20 protein-coding genes and 6 pseudogenes are annotated in these 18,227 nt (G+C 62.3%); 12 read left to right on the top strand and 14 right to left on the bottom strand.

Annotated features, from left to right (window positions below):
* From AC07T0_RS30580 to AC07T0_RS30565, 4 genes and pseudogenes are all read right to left on the bottom strand, one after another.
* Positions 1-111 (bottom strand): glycine zipper domain-containing protein (locus tag AC07T0_RS30580; protein ID WP_495004688.1); only part of this gene is annotated, 111 nt, incomplete at its 3' end.
* Positions 112-136: 25 nt separating this feature from the next.
* A complete protein-coding gene (locus AC07T0_RS30575; RefSeq protein ID WP_495004683.1) occupies positions 137-679 on the bottom strand; it encodes a 3'-5' exonuclease in 543 nt (180 codons plus the stop codon).
* Between the two features lie 69 nt (positions 680-748).
* Positions 749-868 (bottom strand): annotated as a pseudogene (locus AC07T0_RS30570) (biotin/lipoyl-containing protein); the annotation flags it as partial.
* Positions 863-1,015, bottom strand: a pseudogene (locus tag AC07T0_RS30565) (acyl-CoA dehydrogenase); the annotation flags it as partial. The pseudogenes AC07T0_RS30565 and AC07T0_RS30570, both read right to left, overlap by 6 nt.
* A 116-nt stretch (positions 1,016-1,131) precedes the next feature.
* Here AC07T0_RS30565 and AC07T0_RS30560 point away from each other — a divergent pair.
* Positions 1,132-1,755 carry a TetR/AcrR family transcriptional regulator gene (locus AC07T0_RS30560; RefSeq protein WP_495004687.1) on the top strand — a complete coding sequence of 208 codons (624 nt, stop codon included), beginning with the start codon at positions 1,132-1,134 and terminating at the stop codon, positions 1,753-1,755.
* Between the two features lie 98 nt (positions 1,756-1,853).
* Positions 1,854-2,663: a substrate-binding periplasmic protein gene (locus AC07T0_RS30555; protein WP_495004682.1), complete on the top strand. Its 810-nt coding sequence runs from the start codon at positions 1,854-1,856 to the stop codon at positions 2,661-2,663.
* Positions 2,664-2,807: 144 nt separating this feature from the next.
* Here AC07T0_RS30555 and dsbG read toward each other — a convergent pair whose 3' ends face one another.
* The 3 genes from dsbG to dsbD are packed head-to-tail and all read right to left on the bottom strand — an operon-like array spanning position 2,808 to position 6,180.
* Positions 2,808-3,587: a thiol:disulfide interchange protein DsbG gene (dsbG, locus tag AC07T0_RS30550; RefSeq protein WP_495004681.1), complete on the bottom strand. Its 780-nt coding sequence runs from the start codon at positions 3,585-3,587 to the stop codon at positions 2,808-2,810.
* Positions 3,563-4,432: a TlpA family protein disulfide reductase gene (locus AC07T0_RS30545; protein WP_495004680.1), complete on the bottom strand. Its 870-nt coding sequence runs from the start codon at positions 4,430-4,432 to the stop codon at positions 3,563-3,565. Before AC07T0_RS30545 ends, dsbG begins: the two co-directional genes overlap by 25 nt.
* The gene (gene dsbD / locus AC07T0_RS30540) at positions 4,432-6,180 is read right to left on the bottom strand and encodes a protein-disulfide reductase DsbD (RefSeq protein WP_495004679.1); all 1,749 of its coding nucleotides are present in this window, start codon (positions 6,178-6,180) and stop codon (positions 4,432-4,434) included. Before dsbD ends, AC07T0_RS30545 begins: the two co-directional genes overlap by 1 nt.
* 316 nt (positions 6,181-6,496) lie before the next feature.
* Between dsbD and AC07T0_RS30535 the strand changes: the two genes are divergently transcribed.
* Both AC07T0_RS30535 and AC07T0_RS30530 read left to right on the top strand, forming a co-directional pair.
* On the top strand, positions 6,497-7,177 hold the full coding sequence (locus AC07T0_RS30535) for a response regulator (RefSeq protein ID WP_218224949.1): 681 nt from the start codon (positions 6,497-6,499) through the stop codon (positions 7,175-7,177).
* The gene (locus AC07T0_RS30530) at positions 7,174-8,499 is read left to right on the top strand and encodes an ATP-binding protein (RefSeq protein ID WP_495004678.1); all 1,326 of its coding nucleotides are present in this window, start codon (positions 7,174-7,176) and stop codon (positions 8,497-8,499) included. The genes AC07T0_RS30535 and AC07T0_RS30530 overlap by 4 nt, the downstream gene beginning before the upstream one ends.
* Positions 8,500-8,715: 216 nt before the next feature.
* On the opposite strand, the gene AC07T0_RS30525 is transcribed toward AC07T0_RS30530, so the two are convergent.
* Positions 8,716-8,946: a hypothetical protein gene (locus tag AC07T0_RS30525; protein WP_495004677.1), complete on the bottom strand. Its 231-nt coding sequence runs from the start codon at positions 8,944-8,946 to the stop codon at positions 8,716-8,718.
* A gap of 110 nt (positions 8,947-9,056) precedes the next feature.
* Here AC07T0_RS30525 and AC07T0_RS30520 point away from each other — a divergent pair.
* From AC07T0_RS30520 to AC07T0_RS30510, 3 genes and pseudogenes are all read left to right on the top strand, one after another.
* Positions 9,057-9,161 (top strand): annotated as a pseudogene (locus AC07T0_RS30520) (RNA polymerase subunit sigma); the annotation flags it as partial.
* A 15-nt stretch (positions 9,162-9,176) separates the two neighbouring features.
* A pseudogene (locus AC07T0_RS30515) lies at positions 9,177-9,422 on the top strand (MgtC/SapB family protein); the annotation flags it as partial.
* A gap of 312 nt (positions 9,423-9,734) precedes the next feature.
* On the top strand, positions 9,735-10,358 hold the full coding sequence (locus AC07T0_RS30510; RefSeq protein WP_495004676.1) for a response regulator: 624 nt from the start codon (positions 9,735-9,737) through the stop codon (positions 10,356-10,358).
* Between the two features lie 17 nt (positions 10,359-10,375).
* On the opposite strand, the gene AC07T0_RS30505 is transcribed toward AC07T0_RS30510, so the two are convergent.
* Both AC07T0_RS30505 and AC07T0_RS30500 read right to left on the bottom strand, forming a co-directional pair.
* Positions 10,376-11,512, bottom strand: coding sequence for a thiolase family protein (locus AC07T0_RS30505; RefSeq protein WP_495004675.1), 1,137 nt, complete (start codon positions 11,510-11,512; stop codon positions 10,376-10,378).
* A 154-nt stretch (positions 11,513-11,666) separates the two neighbouring features.
* Complete coding sequence (locus tag AC07T0_RS30500; protein ID WP_495004674.1) at positions 11,667-12,206, bottom strand: PaaI family thioesterase; 540 nt, start codon at positions 12,204-12,206, stop codon at positions 11,667-11,669.
* Between the two features lie 194 nt (positions 12,207-12,400).
* Between AC07T0_RS30500 and AC07T0_RS30495 the strand changes: the two genes are divergently transcribed.
* The 3 genes and pseudogenes from AC07T0_RS30495 to AC07T0_RS30485 form a co-directional block, all read left to right on the top strand.
* Positions 12,401-13,267 carry a pirin family protein gene (locus AC07T0_RS30495; RefSeq protein WP_495004673.1) on the top strand — a complete coding sequence of 289 codons (867 nt, stop codon included), beginning with the start codon at positions 12,401-12,403 and terminating at the stop codon, positions 13,265-13,267.
* Positions 13,268-13,390: 123 nt separating this feature from the next.
* Positions 13,391-14,833, top strand: a complete 1,443-nt coding sequence (locus AC07T0_RS30490; protein WP_495004672.1) for a mechanosensitive ion channel domain-containing protein — start codon at positions 13,391-13,393, stop codon at positions 14,831-14,833.
* Positions 14,834-14,995: 162 nt separating this feature from the next.
* Positions 14,996-15,745 (top strand): annotated as a pseudogene (locus AC07T0_RS30485) (AAA family ATPase); the annotation flags it as partial.
* 544 nt (positions 15,746-16,289) lie between these two features.
* Here the strand turns inward: AC07T0_RS30485 and AC07T0_RS30480 are convergent.
* The 3 genes from AC07T0_RS30480 to AC07T0_RS30470 form a co-directional block, all read right to left on the bottom strand.
* Complete coding sequence (locus AC07T0_RS30480) at positions 16,290-16,439, bottom strand: GDCCVxC domain-containing (seleno)protein (RefSeq protein ID WP_495004686.1); 150 nt, start codon at positions 16,437-16,439, stop codon at positions 16,290-16,292.
* Between the two features lie 73 nt (positions 16,440-16,512).
* Complete coding sequence (gene merP, locus AC07T0_RS30475) at positions 16,513-16,788, bottom strand: mercury resistance system periplasmic binding protein MerP (protein WP_495004671.1); 276 nt, start codon at positions 16,786-16,788, stop codon at positions 16,513-16,515.
* A gap of 12 nt (positions 16,789-16,800) precedes the next feature.
* On the bottom strand, positions 16,801-16,935 hold the full coding sequence (locus AC07T0_RS30470) for a mercuric transporter MerT family protein (RefSeq protein ID WP_495004670.1): 135 nt from the start codon (positions 16,933-16,935) through the stop codon (positions 16,801-16,803).
* A 75-nt stretch (positions 16,936-17,010) separates the two neighbouring features.
* Here AC07T0_RS30470 and merR point away from each other — a divergent pair, with 75 nt between their 5' ends.
* Positions 17,011-17,409, top strand: coding sequence for a mercury resistance transcriptional regulator MerR (merR, locus tag AC07T0_RS30465; RefSeq protein WP_495004669.1), 399 nt, complete (start codon positions 17,011-17,013; stop codon positions 17,407-17,409).
* A 28-nt stretch (positions 17,410-17,437) separates the two neighbouring features.
* On the opposite strand, the pseudogene AC07T0_RS30460 reads toward merR, so the two are convergent.
* A pseudogene (locus AC07T0_RS30460) lies at positions 17,438-17,623 on the bottom strand (aminotransferase class I/II-fold pyridoxal phosphate-dependent enzyme); the annotation flags it as partial.
* Positions 17,624-17,743: 120 nt separating this feature from the next.
* Between AC07T0_RS30460 and AC07T0_RS30455 the strand changes: the two are divergent.
* On the top strand, positions 17,744-18,124 hold the full coding sequence (locus AC07T0_RS30455; protein ID WP_495004685.1) for a carboxymuconolactone decarboxylase family protein: 381 nt from the start codon (positions 17,744-17,746) through the stop codon (positions 18,122-18,124).
* Positions 18,125-18,227: the final 103 nt, after the last annotated feature.

Below are 18,227 nucleotides of genomic sequence, written 5' to 3'. Positions count from 1 at the left end.
GAGCTTGCCCGCGAAGCTCTTGGCGGTCTTGAGGGCCCTTTCGCGGGCAAGCTCCGCTCCCACAAGTGCTCCCACAAGTGCTCCCACAAGTGCTCCCACAAGTGCTCCCACAAGTGCTCCCACCGGGAAGGTGTGTTTAGTTCGGCAGGCTCAACGGCAGCAGGCGCGCGGTGTTGCGTGCATCCTCCAGCGCCCGGTGCTGCTGACCGTTGAATTGCAACCCGGCCAGTTGCAAGGCGCCGTTCAGGCCCAGCGGCCGTTCCAGGCGCCGCGCCTTGGCGAAGCGCTGCTTGAGGTTGATATGCGGCACCTGGCCCAGGGCGCTGGACAAGCCCAGTTGCCGCCAGTCCTGCTCCAACTGCCGGCGGTCGTAGTCGCCCCAACTGGCCCAGCCTTCCAGCTGGGCCTGATGCCGGCCCAACCAGCGTTCGAACAGCGGCCAGACCTCGCCCAGTGGCGCGGCACTGTCGATCTGGGCCTGGCTGATATGGGTCAGTTCGCGGCAGAACAGGGTCAACAACGGTCGGCGCAGCGGCCTGACAAAACGCTGGAAGTGGTCCAGCTCGCGGCCTTCACGGTTGACCAGGGTGGCGCCGATTTCGATGATTTCCATCTCGGCCACCGGCCAGCCCCCATCATCCGTTGTGGCTTCCAGATCAATCACCAGCCAGTGGGGCATCTCAAGCTCCGAATACAGCATCCTAGTCGGACACAAGCGTAGCCAAAGGCGCTTGATCCGCCTAGCGGCTTATTCGACTTCCAGCAGGATCTGGCGGTTTTTTACCTGATCGCCGTGGACAACCCGTAGCCGCCGGACCACGCCAGCCACCCCGGCCTTGAGTGGATGCTCGATTTTCATCACCTCCAGCCCCTTGATCATGTTTGCCGCGCCGAACAGCCGCTCCTCCTGGAACTGCAACATCTGCATCATGAAGCCCACGCCTTCCTGGCCGATGCGGTTGCGCTGGGGGACCGGCACGTTGTCGAAAAACACCTGGGCGGTTTGTAAGTCCCGTCGGTCGGTTTACCCCAAGCGCTTGCTTGGCTGTCCTTGTGGGCTTAAATTGCGCGCAACCACCCTTCTACAGTGGGCAGGGAGGTGGGATGCAGCAGAGTCATGAGGAAAAAGCCGTGAACGAGCAACAAGCCCAGCGCGTCATGCGCGACCTGGTCAGCGCCGGGCAACTGACCGATCCGGACAGTGCCCGCGGCAAGCTGCTGCAGACCGCGGCCCATCTGTTTCGCAACAAGGGTTTCGACCGCACCACGGTGCGCGATCTGGCCAGTGCCATCGGCATTCAGTCCGGCAGCCTGTTCCATCACTTCAAAAGCAAGGATGAAATCCTGCGTGCGGTAATGGAGGAGACTATTGTCTATAACACCGCCCTGATGCGCGCGTCGCTGGCCGAAGCCGGCAGCCTGCGCGAACGGGTGCTGGCGCTGATCCGCTGTGAGTTGCAGTCGATCATGGGGGGCACTGGTGAAGCCATGGCGGTGCTGGTCTATGAATGGCGCTCATTGTCCGAGCAAGGGCAGGCCAAGGTCCTGGCGTTGCGCGATCTCTACGAGCAGATCTGGCTCCAGGTGCTGGGCGAAGCCCACGATGCCGGCTATATCAAGGGCGACGTGTTTATCACCCGGCGCTTCCTGACCGGCGCCTTGTCCTGGACCACCACCTGGTTTCGCCCCCAGGGCAGCCTGACGCTGGATCAACTGGCCGAAGAGGCGTTGATGTTGATTCTCAAAGACTCATGAGATTGCTGCGCAAGTCATTAATTAACGGGCGGAAAGTTGTCTAAGTTGGGAAAACCGCCTAGTTTGATGTAACGATTTTTCTCCTGAGGTGTGTGCCTTTGAACGTCCTGCCAGCGCGCACGGTTTCCCTGATCCTGTTGTTGGCGCTCTCGGCGCTGGTGGTCCTGCCGGTTTCGGCGGCCCAACTGGTTCGAATCGGCGCCGCGCATTTCCCGCCCTACACCATCCGACCCGAGCAGGGTGCTGATACCGGTCTGTTGCCGCAACTGGCCGAGGCTTTGAACAAGCTGCAGAGCGACTACCAATTCAGCCTGGTGCCGACCTCGATTCCGCGCCGCTTCGGCGATCTGCAGCAGGGCCGGACTGACATGGCGATTTTCGAGAATCCGGCCTGGGGTTGGCAGGAGATCCCGCACACCGCGGTGGACATGGGCCTGGAGGATGCCGAGGTGTTTGTCGCCGAGCGCGAGCCGGGCCGCGACGAAAGCTATTTTGCCGATCTCAAGGGCAAGCGCCTGGCCCTGTTCAGCGGTTATCACTATGAGTTCGCCAACTTCAACGCCGAGCCCAAGTTCCTCGCCGACACCTACAACGCCACCCTGACCTACTCCCATGACGCCAACCTGCTGATGGTGCTGCGCGGGCGGGCCGATATCGCTCTGGTAACCCGTTCCTACCTGTCCGATTACCTGATCCGCAACCCGGATGTGGCCAAGGAACTGTTGATCTCCGAGCGTATCGATCAGGTCTATCACCACTACGCGATCCTGCGTCCGCAGGCGCCCATCAGCAGCGAGGCCTTCGGCAAACTGTTGCAGCGCCTGCACGACAACGGCGAACTGCTGAAAATTTTCCAGCCCTATCGCATCACGGTGATGCCGGTGGCGGCTCCGGTGGCGGGTCAATAACCCCCTAGCTGGCTTGCCAGCGATGACGCCTGGAGATCAATGCCGAACTCAGGGGGCTTATCGCCGGCAAGCCGGCTCCTACAGGTACGGTGTTTCGGTGCAAAAAATGGCGTCAGGCTCGGCTCGCCGATGCCTGTGCGCGAATCACTTCGGCCCGAGAATCTTCAGCAGCTTGTCCGGTGACGGCGCGCCCTGTTGCTGCTGCAGGTCGCCATTTTCATCGAGATAGAAAATCGCCGGTGTAGCCGACAGTTCCAGGTCTTCCATCAGCTTCATGTTGGCATCGAGCTTGGCCTGGATATCCGCCGGAATCGTCGCCAGCGGCTTGAGCTTGCTGCCCTTGCCGGCCTTTTCATGGTCATGCAAGGCCAGTTGCGGGTCCTTGGCGGTAAACAGCGCGGCCGCCTTGGCCGCGCTGTCCTCGCGGATAATCCCGACCATGATGTGGCGCAATTGCACCTTGCCGGACTCGACCCACGGCCGCGCCTGTTCCCAGAACATATTGCAGTACGGGCAGTTCGGATCACTGAACAGATAGACGGTGCGCGGTGCCTCCTTCTTGCCGTCCTCGATCCAGTTGCTCTTCTCCATCTGCCCCCAGACCTGCTTGGCCATCGGCGCATACACCAGCTTGTGCAACGGTGCCTGGCTCAGGTCGTTGCCGTCGGCGTCATACAGGTTGCCGGCGATCACGTTTTTGCCATCGGCGGTCAGGTACAGCGCCATGCCCCGGTTCTGGTACTGGGCGGCATACCCGCGCAGGCCTCCCGGCGCGTCGAAGCTACCGACGATTTTCGCGCCCTTGGCTTCGATGCTCTTGAGCGGCGCGGGCAGTTCTTCGGCCTGCAACACAGGCGCTTGCAGCAGCAACGCGCCCAGTGCGGTGCTCAGGCTCAGGTTCAGCAGGTGGCGGTTGAAGGGCATAGCGGTTTCCTTGCTGTGGCCGGTACGGCCGAAGTGGATTTGGGCGGAGCGAAGTTTTCCAGGGCCCGGGCCAGGCTGGCCTCGGACAACTCGCCCAGGTGAGTGTCGAGCAGGCGGCCTTCGGCGTTGTACAAAAGGGTGGTGGGCAGGGCCATGGAGCCGACGCTCTGGGCCAGCTTGCCGCTGCCGTCGAACAGCACGTTGTTCAGGTTCAGGCCCTGGGTCATCAGGAAGGTGCTGACGCTCTGCATGCTTTCGGCCTGGTTGACGAACAGGAAGGTCACGTCCTGGCGTTCATGCTGGGCTTTTTGCAGCACCGGCATTTCCCGCCGGCATGGCGGGCACCAGGTGGCCCAGAGGTTGATCACCAGCGGGCCACCCTGGTAGCTGCTCAATTGCACCTCCTGGCCCTGGGCATTGCGCAGGGTGATTTCCGGCAGGTGCGTGCCTTGTTCGTAGAGGGTCATCGACAGGCTGGCGAGCAGCCAGAGCGCCAAGCCGCTGCCCAGACCGAAACCCAGTGGCCGGCGCAGGGCCGGACGCCGCCAGCAGAAAAATACGGCGCCCAGCAACAGCGTCAGCAACCCCGGCCAGGCGAGGAAACCGCCGTCGCGGATGTCGAGCATCTGCAACGGGTCGTCGCGAAAGTACGCCCAGTAGGCGATCACGAAGCTGATCCGCGCCATGAGCATGGCCAGCATGAACAGTCCGAACAGCACCGACTCCGGGTTTTCCCCGCCCCTTTTCGCCACCCACCAGCCCACCAGCGTCGCCAGGGCGAGGGCGAGCAGCAACAGCAGGTGGTTGATCGACAGGGCGAAGGTACCGAGGGTCAGGGTGAGCATCAGCGAGCATTCCGTGTGCTGTTCCAGTTCTGGAGAAAAGCCTTGGCGTCGACTTCGCCGGTCATCCGGCTGCCCCGACGTTCCTGGCCGTCCGGTGCGAGCCACAGCAGGGTTGGTGGCCCTGGCACTTCATAACGGCCGAGCAGTTCGCGGCTGGCGGCGTTGTCGTTGGTCACATCCAGGCGCAGCAGCCGTACATCGCCCAGGGCTGCCTGCACCTCGGTCTGGGCGAACACCTGTTTCTCCATGATCTTGCAGGACACACACCAGTCGGCGTAGTAGTCCACCAGCACCCATTGGCCCCGGGCCTTGGCCGTGTCCAGTTCACGCTGCAGGACGGCCGGGTCATTGATGGTGGCAAAGGCATCGTGGGCTGCGCTCGCACCGTTGACCGCGACCGCCCCGGTATAGACGTGCAACGGTTGCCACAGCTCGGTGCTGCCACCCGCCGCCCCGACCACCAGCAGCGAACCCCAGAGGCCGAACAGGACCCCGGCACAGGTGCTCAGCAGGGCAGTGGGGCCTGGCTGCCGGGTCTGTTGCCAGACGCAGGAGCAGGCGACGATCAGCAGCAACGCGCCCCACAGGCCGATCCACAGTGACTCGCTGACCACCGGGCGGATCATCAGCACGGCGGTGCCGAGGAACAGGAAGCCGAACACCGCCTTGACCCGATCCATCCAGGACCCCGGCTTGGGCAGGAACCGGTTGCCCACGGTCACCAACAGCAGCAGCGGCAAGCCCATGCCGATGCCCATGGTGAACAGCACCAGGCCGCCTTCGACGATGTTGCCGCTCTTGGCGATATAGAGCAGGGCGCCGGCCAGGGGGGCGGTCATGCACGGACCCACCAGCAGGCCGGAGAGCGCGCCGAGCACCCCGGCCCCCACCAGGCTGCCGCCGCGCCGGCCGCTGCCGGCATGTTGCAGGCGATCACGCAGGGCCGCCGGCAATTGCAGTTCGAAGAAACCGAACATCGGCAGGGCCAGCACCACGAACAGCGCGGCGAAACTGCCCAACAGCCAGGGTTGTTGCAGCAACGCTTGCAAGTTGCCGCCGAGCAGGGCCGCAAGCATACCCAGCGCGGCATACACCAGCGCCATGCAGATCACATAGCTGCCGGCCAGGGCTAAACCACGCCGTGGCCTGGCGCCACTGCCCACCACCAGGCCGGCGAGGATCGGCAGCATCGGCAGCATGCATGGAGTGAAGGCCAGTAGCAGGCCGAGGCCGAAGAAAGCCAGCAGGCTCCAGCCCAGGGTGTTGTGCTGCAGGTTGGCGGCCAGGGATTGATCTTGCGCCGGGCCTTGGCCCTGAGCTGTTGCGGCCGTGGCTTTACCGGCCAGCTCGACAACCTGGCTTTGCGGCGGGTAGCACAGGCCGGCGTCGGCGCAGCCTTGCCAGCCCACGCTGACCTTGCCACTGGCGCCGGCCGGGATCAGCAGTTCGAGCTCGCTGCGATAGACCTGCTGGTCGCCGAAGAACTCGTCGCTGTGGTGCTCGCCCTCGGGCAGCGCGGGTCGCTGGGTCGGGTCGAGGCCGTCGAGCTTCAGGCGTTTCTGATAGAGGTAGTAACCGTCGGCGATCTGCCAATACAGCCGGGTTTGCCCGGAGGGCAGGGTTTCGGCGCTGAAGGTAAACGCCTTGTCGACGGGCAGGAAATCCGGCTTTTTTACCGCGAACGGATCGTTACCGGCTTGGGCCAGGCCTGCGAAAAGGACAAAAACAAAGGTCAACAACCAACGCATAAAAAAGCCTTAGAACCGTGGCAAGTAGGGCAAGCCTGCAAGCAGGCGATTAACCGATCATTAACTCGATTTTATCCGGGTTGTACACGGACTTTTGTAGGCGCCGGCTTGCCGGCGATGGCGCCCCTGAGATCAATGCCGGACTCCAGGGCCTCATCGCCGGCAAGCCGGCGCCTACAGATTGTGTGGCGTTTTCACGGTGGGCGCGAGCCTCCTCGCCGCCGCTCCCGGCGACTAACTATTCTGCGGGTATTGGCGGCATAATCGCCGCTTAATCCATTTGCGTTCCAATCGACACATTTGCGCAGGTATCCCCATGCACGTACTGGTTTGCGAAGACGACGAGCTGATCGCCAGCGGCATCAAGGCCGGTCTGACCGCCCAGGGCATGACCGTCGAGCATGTCGCCAGCGCCGCGGCCGCGCGGGCCATGTTGCGCGCCGCGGAATTCGATGTGATGGTACTTGACCTTGGCCTGCCCGATGAAGACGGCCTGAAACTGTTGGCGCAACTGCGTCAGAAGGGCCTGGAGATACCGGTGCTGATCCTTACGGCGCGCGACTCGGTCACCGACCGGGTCGATGGCCTGCAGGCCGGTGCCGACGACTATCTGCTCAAGCCCTTCGACCTGCGCGAACTCTTCGCCCGCCTGCAAACCCTGCTGCGGCGCGTGGCCGGGCGCAGCGTCAACCTGATCGAGCACGGTGCCCTGAGCTACGACCCGAGCAGCCGCGTGACCCTGCTCGGCGGTCAGCCGGTGGACCTCTCGCGACGCGAACAGGCGCTGCTGCAGGCGCTGCTGCACAACCGCGGCCGGGTCCTCTCCAGCGAGCAACTGAAAGACAGCGTCTATGGCTTCAGCGACGAGCTGGAGAGTAATGCCTTGAACGTGCATATCCACCACCTGCGCCGCAAGTTGGGCAACGGCATCGTCGAGACCGTTCGCGGCCTGGGCTATCGACTGGGCCCGGCGGGTAACGAGGACGCCGCGTCATGATGAGCCTGCGTTTGCGCCTGAGCCTGACCATCGGCGCGGCATTCATCCTGATCTGGGCCCTGGCCGCGACCTGGATGCTCAGCGACCTGCGGCACCAGATGATGTTTTCCCTCGACCAGCGGTTGGTGGCCTCGGCGCGGATGGTCGCCGGGTTGCTGGAACAACTGCCGCCGATTTCGAGCAAGGGCGACGGTACGCATTTCAGTGCTGAACAGCTAAATATTCCTGGTGGCATGGCCTGCCAGGTCAGCTCCCTGCGCGGCGAGATCCTGGCCCGCAGCCACAATAACCCGGAGCAGGCCCTGGACGACCAGACCGCCGGTTTCCATGACCAGATGATCGACGGCGCGCCCTGGCGCAGCTTCACCCTGGTGCGCGGCGATGTGCACATCACCACCGCCGACCGCCAGGTGGAGCGCGAGGCGTTGAACCTTTCGGTGCTGCTGGCGGCCTCGGTGCCGGTCGGCGTGGCCCTGGTGGGGTGCCTGTGCCTGCTGTGGCTGGGGATCGGCCAGGGCCTGGCGCCGCTCAACCGTATACGCGACGCCTTGATGCGGCGCAGCGCCGATTCCCTTGAACCCTTGCAGGTACAGCCGCTGCCCCGTGAATTGCAGCCGCTGCTGGACACCCAGAACCAACTGTTCCAGCGCATCGGCAAGACCATCGAGCGCGAGCGCCGCCTGACCGGCGATGCCGCCCACGAACTGCGCAGCCCGCTGACCGCGATCAAGACCCACCTGCAAGTGGCGCGCATGACTGAAGGCGCGGCCCGTGACCAGTCCCTGGCCCACGCCGAGGCTGGTGCCGACCGCCTGCATCGGACCCTCGAGCAGTTGCTGCTGCTGGCGCGGGTCGAGGGCAGCCTGTCGTTCGACGACGGCGTGCAGTGCAATGCCGAGCAGGTGGCGCGCCTGGCAATCCAGGATTCGGCCAATGGCGACCGTGGCCGGATCGCCTTGCACCTCGCGGAAAACTTCTCCGCGGCCCCGCTGGAAATGCCCTCGACCCTGTCCATCGCCGCCTTGCGCAACCTGCTGGACAACGCCCTGCGTCACACCCCGGGCGATGCCCCGGTGGAATTGAATATAGAAACCATCGGTAACCGCGTGCGCTTCCAGGTGCGCGACCATGGCCCGGGCATCGCCCCGGACGATCTGCAACACCTGACCCAGCGCTTCTGGCGGAACAGCACGAGCAGCGGTTGCGGTCTGGGGTTGGCGATTGTCAACGCCATAGTCCAGCGTTGCGGCTGCGTGCTGCACTTCGACAGCCGTCCCGACGGGCTGCGGGTCGAGCTGACCATGCCGTTGCGGGCGGTCTGAAGCCTCTCTGCTGAAAAACGCCTGATGCAAAGCGTCGCCCGGGTGTAAATCCTGGCGGTGCTGGTGCGTTTCCAGAACACAAAGCCCGCAGGCACCGCGCGCGGGCACAGGGCTTTGGTCATCAAGGTTGATCCCATTCGACTTAGGTAAATTTGTTATTTTCCCGCCTGCTCGACCCAGAGCAAGTGCTGATACTCGTTACGTCTCGCTCAAGCCTCAATCGACATACTCCACATGACGGGCCATTCGGTTGGGGCGTTGCAGGGTGGTGATGTTGTCGATGCGAATCAGCATGTCCTGGACGTAGGCCTTGAACAGCTCGTCGCCCATGTCGATCCACAGGCGTGGTGGGCGGGCGTAGAGGCGGTCGTAATCGGCGGTGGTGGGGTCGAGGTGGCGGTATTCCTCGTAGCGCGGTAGATCGGGTAGCGGGTTGCGGGTATCCATGTAGTTCTGGATAAAATCCCACAGCGCACAGGGCCACTGGTGCGACGGTTCAATTCCCAGAGTGGACCTCGGGAGGGCCTTACCCAGAGACGGGGGAATTTGTAGGTGGCCAGGGCGCCGAGCGTCTGGGCATTTCCCGCAGCCTGGTGGAAAAACACATCGTCAATGCCATGAAACACGCTCGCATGCGGATGCGTCAGTGGGAGGCCAACTGAGCGGCGCGCGATGACATCTACCTGATCGTCCGGCGGGCTCAGCAGAAGACCGTACTGTCGTTGCTGGAAAAGGAGCTGGAGCGCAGCAACTACCCGGCCAGCGACGTCGAGGTGCGGCCTTTCGGCGACGAGGAAGTGGAAATCGAAGCGACCCTGGCGATCACCTCGGTGGACGGCGACGAACTCGATGCGCTGGTGGCGCGGCTGTCGACCTCGAGCATGGTGCAGCAGGCGTTCTGGAGTCCAAGTACCACCGACTGAAGACACCTTCGCGGGCACCGCCCAGCCGGAGCCCCACGCTGCGCGACAAGTGCAAGCTTCCTGGAAGCGACGAGTATCTTGGGATTTTCCCTACAGATGCTCCTGAGACCTCCCGCTAAAGTGGCCGACCTTGTTCAGCCCTCATACCCTGAACATGACAGCCACAGGCCGAAATGGCCGCCTGCCCACCGCCCAGCCACAGCAGAAATTGAGAGTTTTCCTATACTGTATTTCGCTATTTCCCTCCATTTTTTTCGATGCAAGCACGTTCCCGTCTCAAGCAGTGGCTGGCGTACTTCTTGAGGATTTGTAATGCGCACAGCCCTGATAGTTGACGATCACCCGTTCATTCGCATGGCCATCAAGGTCTTGCTGGAAAAGGAGGGGTTCAAGGTCGTCGCCGAGGCCGATAATGGCGTCGATGCGGTGCAATTTGCGCGGGAGTTGTCGCCGGAGCTGATTGTCATGGACCTCAATATCCCCCGGCTCGATGGCCTGGAGGCGATCAAACGGCTCACCGACCTGCACCTGCCGAGCAAGCTGGTGGTGCTCACCGAACAGGCGCCGGAGTTCTACTCCGAGCGCTGTATGCGCGCCGGCGCCATGGGTTATATCTCCAAGACCGCCGAATTGATCGAACTGCGCCTGGCGATCCAGGCGGTCATGCTCAACAAGAGCTTCTTTCCGCGTCTGGAAGGGCACGCTCAAGGCCAAGGCGCCAGCGTTTCGGAACCGGTGCTGATCGACAGTCTGAGCAACCGCGAACTGAGCATCCTGCGCTACCTCGCCCGGGGGATGAAGAACAAGGACATCAGCGAACTGATGTTGCTCAGCGACAAGACGGTCAGCACCTACAAGACCCGCCTGATCGACAAGCTCAATCTGAAATCGGTGGTGGCGCTGGCGGAGTTCGCCAAGCGCAACCAGTTGATCTGAGGCGGTGCCCCGTTAGTTCAGGACTCTACGGCCTCAAGCAGTGTCGCTATACCCTGGCCGCCGGCAATGCATTGCGTGGCAATGGCATAGCGCCCGCCGGTGCGCCGCAGCAGTGCGGCGGCCTTGCCGGTAATACGCGCGCCGGTGGCTCCGAGGGGATGACCGATGGCCAGGGCGCCGCCGTCGAGGTTGATCCGGCCACGGTCCAGATCGAGTTCACGCAGGCAGGCCAGGGACTGGCTGGCAAAGGCTTCGTTGATTTCCACCAGGTCGATATCGCCGATCTGCAAGCCGGCCCGTTGCAGCACCTTGCGGGTCGCGTGGACCGGGCCCATGCCCATGATCTCCGGGGCGCAACCGGCCACCGCAACGGCCTTGATCCGTGCCAGGATCGGCAAGCCCCGCTCGCGGGCGAAGGTTTCGCTGCACACCAGCACGGCGGCGCTGCCATCGGTCAAGGGCGAGGCGGTACCGGCGGTGACGCTGCCGTCGAACGCCGGTTTCAATCCGCCGAGGCCTTCGAGGCTGGTGCCCGGGCGAATGCAGCCATCTTCGTTGACCCAGCCATTCGGCGTCTGGATGGCGATGATTTCCTCGGCCAGGTGGCCCAGTTCGCGAGCCTGGGTAGCCTTGGCATGGGACTCGACCGCCAGGCTTTCCTGCTCGGCCCGGCCGATGCCATAACGGCGCGCAACTTCTTCGGCGGTGTAGCCCATGGGCATGTACACCTCGGGGTGGTCGCGCATCAGCGTCGGGTTCGGCGAGATATTGAAACCGCCCATGGGCACCCGGGTCATGGATTCCACCCCGGCGCAGAGGAAGGCGTCGCCGGCTCCCAGCAGGATCTGCCCGGCGGCGTAGTGCACGGCGCTCATGGACGAGCCGCAGAAGCGGTTGATCGTCGCGCCGCCGAGGCTGTCGGGGAAGCCGGCGCGGAAACTGGCGATGCGGGCGATATTCATGCCTTGCTCGGCTTCCGGGTAGGCGCAACCCATGACCAGATCTTCAAGGTCGGCGGGATCGACATCGAGTTTATCCACCAGGCCGCGCAGCACCTGGGCGGCGAGGTCGTCGGGGCGGATATCGGTCAGCGCGCCTTTTTTCGCGAACTGGAAGGGGGACCGGGCGTAACCGGCGATCACGATGGAGGTCATGGCGAAACTCCTGCTGTATTGAATGATGACTGTAATTTAATTGGACGTCACCTCACCTTGGAGCTGGCTTGTCGGGACGCCGCGCCGCAGCGATGGTGTCCTCAAGAGCGCTATCGCCAGTAAGCTGGCTCCTACAGGGAGGGGCGGTGATCTCTCAGCCGCGCGGTTGAAGGATCATGCAGGTGGTGGAACCGGTGGCATAAAGCCGGCCATCGGCGTCATAGATCCGCCCTTCGGCCAGTGCGGTGGAGCGCCCGAGGTGGACGATCGTGCCCTCGGCGCGGATCGGTCCGCTGCTGCCGGTCAGGGCCCGGACATAGCTGATACGCAGGTCCAGGGTGGTATAGCCCTGGCCTTTTTGCAGGCGCGTATGGATGGCGCAGCCCATGCACGAGTCGAGCAAGGTCGCGGCATAGCCGCCATGGACGCTGCCCAGCGGGTTGTAGTGGCGGGTGTCCGGGGTGCCCTGGAAGACGAAGCGCCCCTCGGACCATTCGATGGGGATAAAGTCCAGCAAGCTGCCGATCGGCGGCGAGGGCAGTTCGCCGCTACCGATGCCGTTGAAGAACTCCGCCGGGGTCAGTTGGCTGACCTCGGCCAGGGTCAGGCTGCCAGGGCCTTGCAGGCGCTCGCGCATGGCCTGCTCCTCGGCGATCCATTGGGCCAGGGTGACGTCGCGGTTGGGGGTCTGCATGGGCGGCTCCTGATTAGTTAAAAAATTACGGGCGTAATATTTAAATCCATATTATGTCCGAAATATAAATTAATCCAGCATCCCGCGGATTCGTGGAGGGTCGTCCTGACAGTAGAACGATGAAGCTGTTTTTCGCCGTCTAGCGCCAAATATCGGTTGAATCTAAGCTGTGCCTTATATTGATGGAGGTACCCATGAAAAAGATTCTTGGTCTCTACACCAGCCCCAGGGGTCATTGGGTCGGCGACGGCTTTCCGGTGCGCACGCTGTTTTCCTATGACAACCTGGGCCAGCACATCAGCCCGTTCCTGATGCTGGACCACGCGGGACCGGCCGATTTCACCCCGACCACGCAGCGCCGTGGTGTCGGTCAGCACCCTCATCGCGGGTTTGAAACCGTGACTATCGTCTATGACGGTGAAGTGGAGCACCGCGACTCCACCGGGGCCGGCGGCGTGATCGGCCCGGGCGACGTGCAATGGATGACCGCCGCCGCGGGGATCATCCACGAGGAGTTTCATTCCGAAGCCTTCGCCAAGCGCGGCGGGCGGCTGGAAATGGTTCAGTTGTGGGTCAACCTGCCGGCCCGGGACAAGTCGGCGGCGGCCGGTTACCAGGGCATTCTCGACCGCGATATTCCGCGGATCGCCCTCAAGGACCAGGCCGGTAGCCTGCGCCTGATCGCCGGCGAGTTCGACGGCCAACAGGGGCCGGCGCGGACCTTCACGCCGATGGATGTGTGGGATATCCGCCTGGCCGGCGGGAAAACCCTGACGCTGGACCTGCATGAAGGTCGCAGCACGGTACTGGTGGTCCTGCGCGGCAGCGTGCGGGTCAATGGCGAGCAATTGGCGCAACCGGGGCAGTTGGTCGTGTTCGAGCGGAGCGGTCGAGAAGTGTCGTTGCACGCCGATATCGATGCGATGGTATTGCTGCTCAGCGGCGAGCCGATCGACGAGCCGATTGTCGGCCACGGCCCTTTTGTGATGAACAGCGAAGCCGAGATCCAGCAGGCCTTTGCTGACTTCCAGGCGGGTCGTTTCGGGCAGATGCACGACTGACGTGGTCAAGCGGTCCTGGTTCCCCGAGGGCCGCTCCGCCGCCACGAATATAAAGCTATAACTCCATGACGCCGTTCTGTGCGATCTTCGCCGCGCCGACGGTTTTTTTCATGGAGTGGCTCGATGCTTGACCTGTTGTCTGAACATCCCTTGTCCTGCGCTTTTCTGCTGATCGTGGTCGATTTGTTGTTGTGGCACCTGATGGGCAGCAAAAGCGACACCTGGAAACTGGCGGTGCGCCTGACGGTGTTCTCGCTGTTCAGCCTGCTGCTGTTCAACGAAGGCATGAACCCGTTGCAGACCGCGCCCTGGCCGGATGACATCCCCCGGCACCTGGCGGCCACCGGCTTGCAGATTGGCTGGTGGTTGTTCGGCGCGCGGAGCCTGACGGTCCTGCTCGGCACGGTGATGATGCAGCGGGTCGGGCATGCCGGGCGGTTGGTGCAGGATGTGCTCGGGGCGATCATCTTCCTGATCGCCATTGTCGCGGCGGCGGCCTATGTGCTCGACCTGCCGGTCAAGGGGGTGCTGGCGACGTCCGGGGCCCTGGCGATCATTGTCGGCCTGGCCTTGCAGAGCACGTTGAGCGACGTGTTTTCCGGGATTGTCCTGAATGCGACCAAGCCTTATCAGGTCGACGATTGGGTGTCCATCGATGGCACCGAAGGCCGGGTTATCGATATCGATTGGCGCGCCACCCGCTTGCAGACCTCCCAGGGCAGCATGGCGGTGGTGCCCAACTCCCTCGCGGCCAAGGCCAAGATCGTCAACTTCAGCCGCCCCAGCGATATGCATGGCCTGTCCATCAGCGTGCAGGTCAGTCCGCATTCCCGGCCCCAGGTGGTGATCGATGCCCTGGAGCGCGCGATGCTCGGCTGTCGTGCCTTGCTGCCGACCCCGGCGCCTTGCGTGACGCTGAAAAGCTCCAGCGCCGAGGGTGCTGAATATGAAATCAGCGGTTTTGTGGTGTCCATGGGCGAGAAGCGTGAAGTGCGCAATCAGCTCTACGACCTGGCATTCCGACACCTGCGCGCGTCGGGTGTGAGCCTGCTGTCCAGCGGGGAGAGTACGCTCCCGGTGAATTTATCGCGGCCGCGACGCTTGTTGGAAAGCTCTTCGATTTTCTCCACCTTGCGTTCGGAGGAGAAGGACACGTTCAGCGAGAACATGCAGGCGCAGACGTTCCGTGCTGGCAGCGAGATCATGGCGCGGGGCGAGGTCAGCGATCATCTGTTCATCATCGAGTCGGGGGTGGTCTCGGTGACGCTGTTGCGCGGCGGCGTGCCGATGGAGGCCGGGCGCATGGGACCGGGCGAGGTGATCGGCGAGGCCGGGGTGTTGGCCGACAAGGCGGTGGTGGCGGATTTCACCGCCAAGACCGACTGCGTGTTGTACCGCATTGAAAACGAGTACCTCAAACCGTGTCTGGAAGCCCGGCACGACATCGGCGAGGCCATGAAAAACCTGCTCGACCGGCGCTTGAGCGCGGTGCAGAACTTCACCCGCGAAGTGCCCAAGCCGGCGGAAAAACGCGGGTTCATGCAGTGGTTGCGCAGTCGGACCTAGCGCTTCACCGTGATTGAGCACTGAGTGACGATACTATCTGCCGGTGTTACAGAATGAAGCAGTCAATCAGCTTGAGAGGTCAGCTCTGCTGACCTATATTGACCGCTTTTGGCCGCGATTCAGATCAAGGAACAGTCATGACGGGTGAGCGCGATATCGACAATGAACGATCGGAGGATGTCCTCCCGCTTGAGGGCGGCATACGTCTTCGTGAGTTCTGGATCGATAATTTCAAGTCGCTGGATCAGCTTTGAGATCAAGTGTGAGTTTGCCGGTAAGCTGGCAACGTGGAATGGCAGCTTCAATCGGACATTATTACGCTGCACCGAAGAGTCGTGGATCGTTGATCAAGATGCGATACGCGTTTCAGATGGCCGGTTTTCTATTCATGAAACGAGTGTTCACGGTAGTGGTAGAGACAACTCTCCGCTGCCCATTGAATTTGAGTATCAGGGGTCCATTCTCTCCGCGTTGAAAGAGTCGCGGCTGCCAAAAAGCTTTTTACCGTTCAAACGATTTATCGCTGGTATCACTTCGTTGGATGCGCTGTCCCCTCAGTATTTGCGCAAACAGGCGCGTGGTAGTCAGGGCGGATTGGGTTTTGCCGGTGAGCAGCTATCGGCGTTCGTGCATCAACTGAGTCCCGGTCAACTCAGCGCGCTGGTGGCGATGCTGAAGAAAAACTACCCCCACCTTCAGTCAATCGAACTCAAATCCCTCAATTCCGGCTGGAAGTCCTTGGGGATACAGGAAAGCTACAGCTCAGGCAGTTTCAGCACTCAAGCCCGGCATATGAACGATGGCATGTTGCGCCTGATGGCGATCTTGGCCGAAACCTTGTCGGCGCATGGCTTCATACTCTTTGATGAGGTGGAAAACGGTATAAACCCCGAACTCATCGAGTTTTTGCTGGATTATCTGGTGGGGCTGGATCGACAGGTTATGGTGACGACCCACAGCCCGATGATCCTGAATTATCTGGAAGATAATATTGCCCGACGAGGGGTTCAACTGATTCTGGACAAGCTGGTCGAGGATGTTGTGCAGTACTCGTTGCTCGACTTTCAGGCTGTGCATTTCGTTCATAAAACAGAGTTGTTGGTTGTGGAGCCGAAACACAGTGGACGCCGACTATCGGTTCCTGGAAAGCGCACAGCCAAGGAAACCGGTTACTACTACGAGAACGCTCGGCGTCTCGCGCTCAAAGCCGGTGAGCTGGCGCGAGAGTCTGAGGATACGGTGGTGCCTGTGCTGTTCCGGGATGCAGATGGAACGCAGTCTTCGGGGCGTGGTGAATGGCGGGACAAATGGAAGTCCATGCTCAACGGTTTTGAGGACGGGGACTCTTTGCTGGGTGTTCCCATGTTGCCGAAACCCAAGTCTGAAGCGTGGTTGCTGTGTGCATTGCGGACGCCGGCTCAGGTTGCTCGTCGACCTGGCGCTGCATCCCGCGGACCTAACCGTCGCAGCACCCACGCTGTTGCTGGATCGGCGGACACGGCACCGAGGCGAACGAACAGAATACGCAGCAGTCGCCAGGGGTGGGGCGCAGCAATACCTTGCAGCTCGGACACTCGTAGTAGTACTGGCAGGCGTCGGTGGGCATGGTTTCCTGCTGGATATGACCGCAGTGCGGGCAGGTCAGCACGGATTCGAGAATGACGGCGTTCATAGGGGCATCACTTCTGTACGTTGGAGGGGTACCCCGCGTTCGTTGTCGCCTGGGTCAACGCCTCTGGCTGGGCCTTGTCGGGGTCATAGAGGACGGTGGCGGTCTTTTTCTCGAAATCGACCTTGACCGCGCTGACGCCGGGAATCTTTTCCAGCGACTTCCTGACCGTGAACGGACACATAGGGCACGTCATGTTCTGCACTGCCAGCGTGACAGTTTCCGGGGTGGCGGCCAGCGCCGCGAGGGGCATGCTGGCCAGTAGAGCAATCAGCAGTTTGCGCATGGGAATTTCCTTTCAGTAGAACAACGGGGCCAGCCACGGCACGGCCAACAGGCCCAGCAGCACGAGCGGCCCGACACAGCACAGCGACGCGCCGAGAGCGGCCAGCACGCCCGCGATCAGCGAGCCTTTTCCGGTGAGTTGTCGCATGCCGATTTCCTTGAGTCCGTTTGCCCAAGTGCTACTCTAAATCCCGTACCTGAGTACGGAATCAAGGAAAATGTGATGGCAACTGAAATGACCATTGGCAAGCTGGCGGAAGCGGCCGGGGTGAACATCGAGACCATCCGCTACTACCAGCGGCGTGGCTTGCTGGACGAGCCGCCCAAGCCGCTGGGCGGTCATCGACGTTACGCGCAGGAACTGGCCAAGCGCGTGCGCTTCATCAAGCGAGCGCAGGCGTTGGGGTTTACCCTGGATGAAGTGGCTGCGTTGCTCACCCTCGACGCGGCATATGCTTGTAACGAGACGCGGGTGCTGGCCGAGCGCAAGCTGGTTGTTATCGAGCAGAAGATGGCAGACCTCGCGGCCATGCGGCAGGCGCTGAGGGGCTTGGTATTGCAATGCAATACCGGCGACAACCCTGCGACCTGCCCAATCATCAACGTGCTGGCGCGTGACTGATGCCATCACGCCGCTGTTAGGTCATCTGCCACAGCAGGCGCGCCGGCGGGTAGCCGGGGTCTTCCACCACCACCGTGCAAGCCGGCTCCACCAGCACCCGGGCAACCAGGTCGAGGGCCTGTTGTGCGCCATTGGTCACCAGCAGGTCATCGCTGCTGCAGCGGACCCCACGGGAGAAACCGATATGCCGGGAAATGGCCTCGCGCAGCTGTTCGGTGATCTGTTTCGCCAGGTCGCGAGTACCGTTGAGGCTGATGTGCAATTCCATATCGGGGCTCGGCAGGGGAGTGTTCGTGTCGATTTCTACACGGCTTCGCCCGATGCCATCAAAGCCATGCTGGCGCTTGAAAGTGCGGTGAGCAAACTGCCGTTGGAGCAGTCGCTGGTCAAGCTGCGTTCCTCGCAGATCAATGGCTGTGCCTTTTGCGTCGATATGCACACCACAGATGCACGCAAGCTCGGTGAGACCGAACGTCGCCTGCACTGTCTGTCGGTCTGGCGTGAAACACCGTTCTTCACCCCGCGCGAACGTGCCGCGATCGCCTGGACCGAGGCGTTGACGCAGATTTCCCAGACCCATGCGCCGGATGAGGACTACGCGTTGCTGAGCGCCGAGTTCAGCCCGAAGGAAATGGTCGACCTGACCCTGGCGATCAATACCATCAACAGCTGGAACCGTCTGGCGGTGGGGTTCCGCAAGCTGCCGGTGGAATAAAATATCGGCTTGAAGGCTGCCCGCTGACCCGTAGGCGCCCGCTTGCCGGCGATGGAGCCCTTGAGGTCGCCAAAAGCTTCGCGGGCAAGCTCCGCTCCCACAT

It is taken from the genome of Pseudomonas sp. GW821-FHT04D07 (genome assembly GCF_059420225.1).
Note: the sequence above shows the minus strand (reverse complement) of the source record. Positions and strands in the feature narration are given on the sequence as shown.

What these genes read in the sequence shown, in the direction of transcription:
- AC07T0_RS30525 (WP_495004677.1), bottom strand. Translation starts at nt 8,946, where the DNA reads ATGGATACCCGCAACCCGCTACCCGATCTACCGCGCTACGAGGAATAC.
- AC07T0_RS30535 (WP_218224949.1), top strand. Translation starts at nt 6,497, where the DNA reads ATGCACGTACTGGTTTGCGAAGACGACGAGCTGATCGCCAGCGGCATC.
- dsbG (WP_495004681.1), bottom strand. Translation starts at nt 3,587, where the DNA reads ATGCCCTTCAACCGCCACCTGCTGAACCTGAGCCTGAGCACCGCACTG.
- AC07T0_RS30505 (WP_495004675.1), bottom strand. Translation starts at nt 11,512, where the DNA reads ATGACCTCCATCGTGATCGCCGGTTACGCCCGGTCCCCCTTCCAGTTC.
- AC07T0_RS30490 (WP_495004672.1), top strand. Translation starts at nt 13,391, where the DNA reads ATGCTTGACCTGTTGTCTGAACATCCCTTGTCCTGCGCTTTTCTGCTG.
- dsbD (WP_495004679.1), bottom strand. Translation starts at nt 6,180, where the DNA reads ATGCGTTGGTTGTTGACCTTTGTTTTTGTCCTTTTCGCAGGCCTGGCC.
- merP (WP_495004671.1), bottom strand. Translation starts at nt 16,788, where the DNA reads ATGCGCAAACTGCTGATTGCTCTACTGGCCAGCATGCCCCTCGCGGCG.
- AC07T0_RS30470 (WP_495004670.1), bottom strand. Translation starts at nt 16,935, where the DNA reads ATGCGACAACTCACCGGAAAAGGCTCGCTGATCGCGGGCGTGCTGGCC.
- AC07T0_RS30510 (WP_495004676.1), top strand. Translation starts at nt 9,735, where the DNA reads ATGCGCACAGCCCTGATAGTTGACGATCACCCGTTCATTCGCATGGCC.
- AC07T0_RS30455 (WP_495004685.1), top strand. Translation starts at nt 17,744, where the DNA reads ATGCTGGCGCTTGAAAGTGCGGTGAGCAAACTGCCGTTGGAGCAGTCG.
- AC07T0_RS30575 (WP_495004683.1), bottom strand. Translation starts at nt 679, where the DNA reads ATGCCCCACTGGCTGGTGATTGATCTGGAAGCCACAACGGATGATGGG.
- AC07T0_RS30495 (WP_495004673.1), top strand. Translation starts at nt 12,401, where the DNA reads ATGAAAAAGATTCTTGGTCTCTACACCAGCCCCAGGGGTCATTGGGTC.
- AC07T0_RS30545 (WP_495004680.1), bottom strand. Translation starts at nt 4,432, where the DNA reads ATGCTCACCCTGACCCTCGGTACCTTCGCCCTGTCGATCAACCACCTG.
- AC07T0_RS30500 (WP_495004674.1), bottom strand. Translation starts at nt 12,206, where the DNA reads ATGCAGACCCCCAACCGCGACGTCACCCTGGCCCAATGGATCGCCGAG.
- AC07T0_RS30480 (WP_495004686.1), bottom strand. Translation starts at nt 16,439, where the DNA reads ATGCCCACCGACGCCTGCCAGTACTACTACGAGTGTCCGAGCTGCAAG.
- AC07T0_RS30530 (WP_495004678.1), top strand. Translation starts at nt 7,174, where the DNA reads ATGATGAGCCTGCGTTTGCGCCTGAGCCTGACCATCGGCGCGGCATTC.
- merR (WP_495004669.1), top strand. Translation starts at nt 17,011, where the DNA reads ATGGCAACTGAAATGACCATTGGCAAGCTGGCGGAAGCGGCCGGGGTG.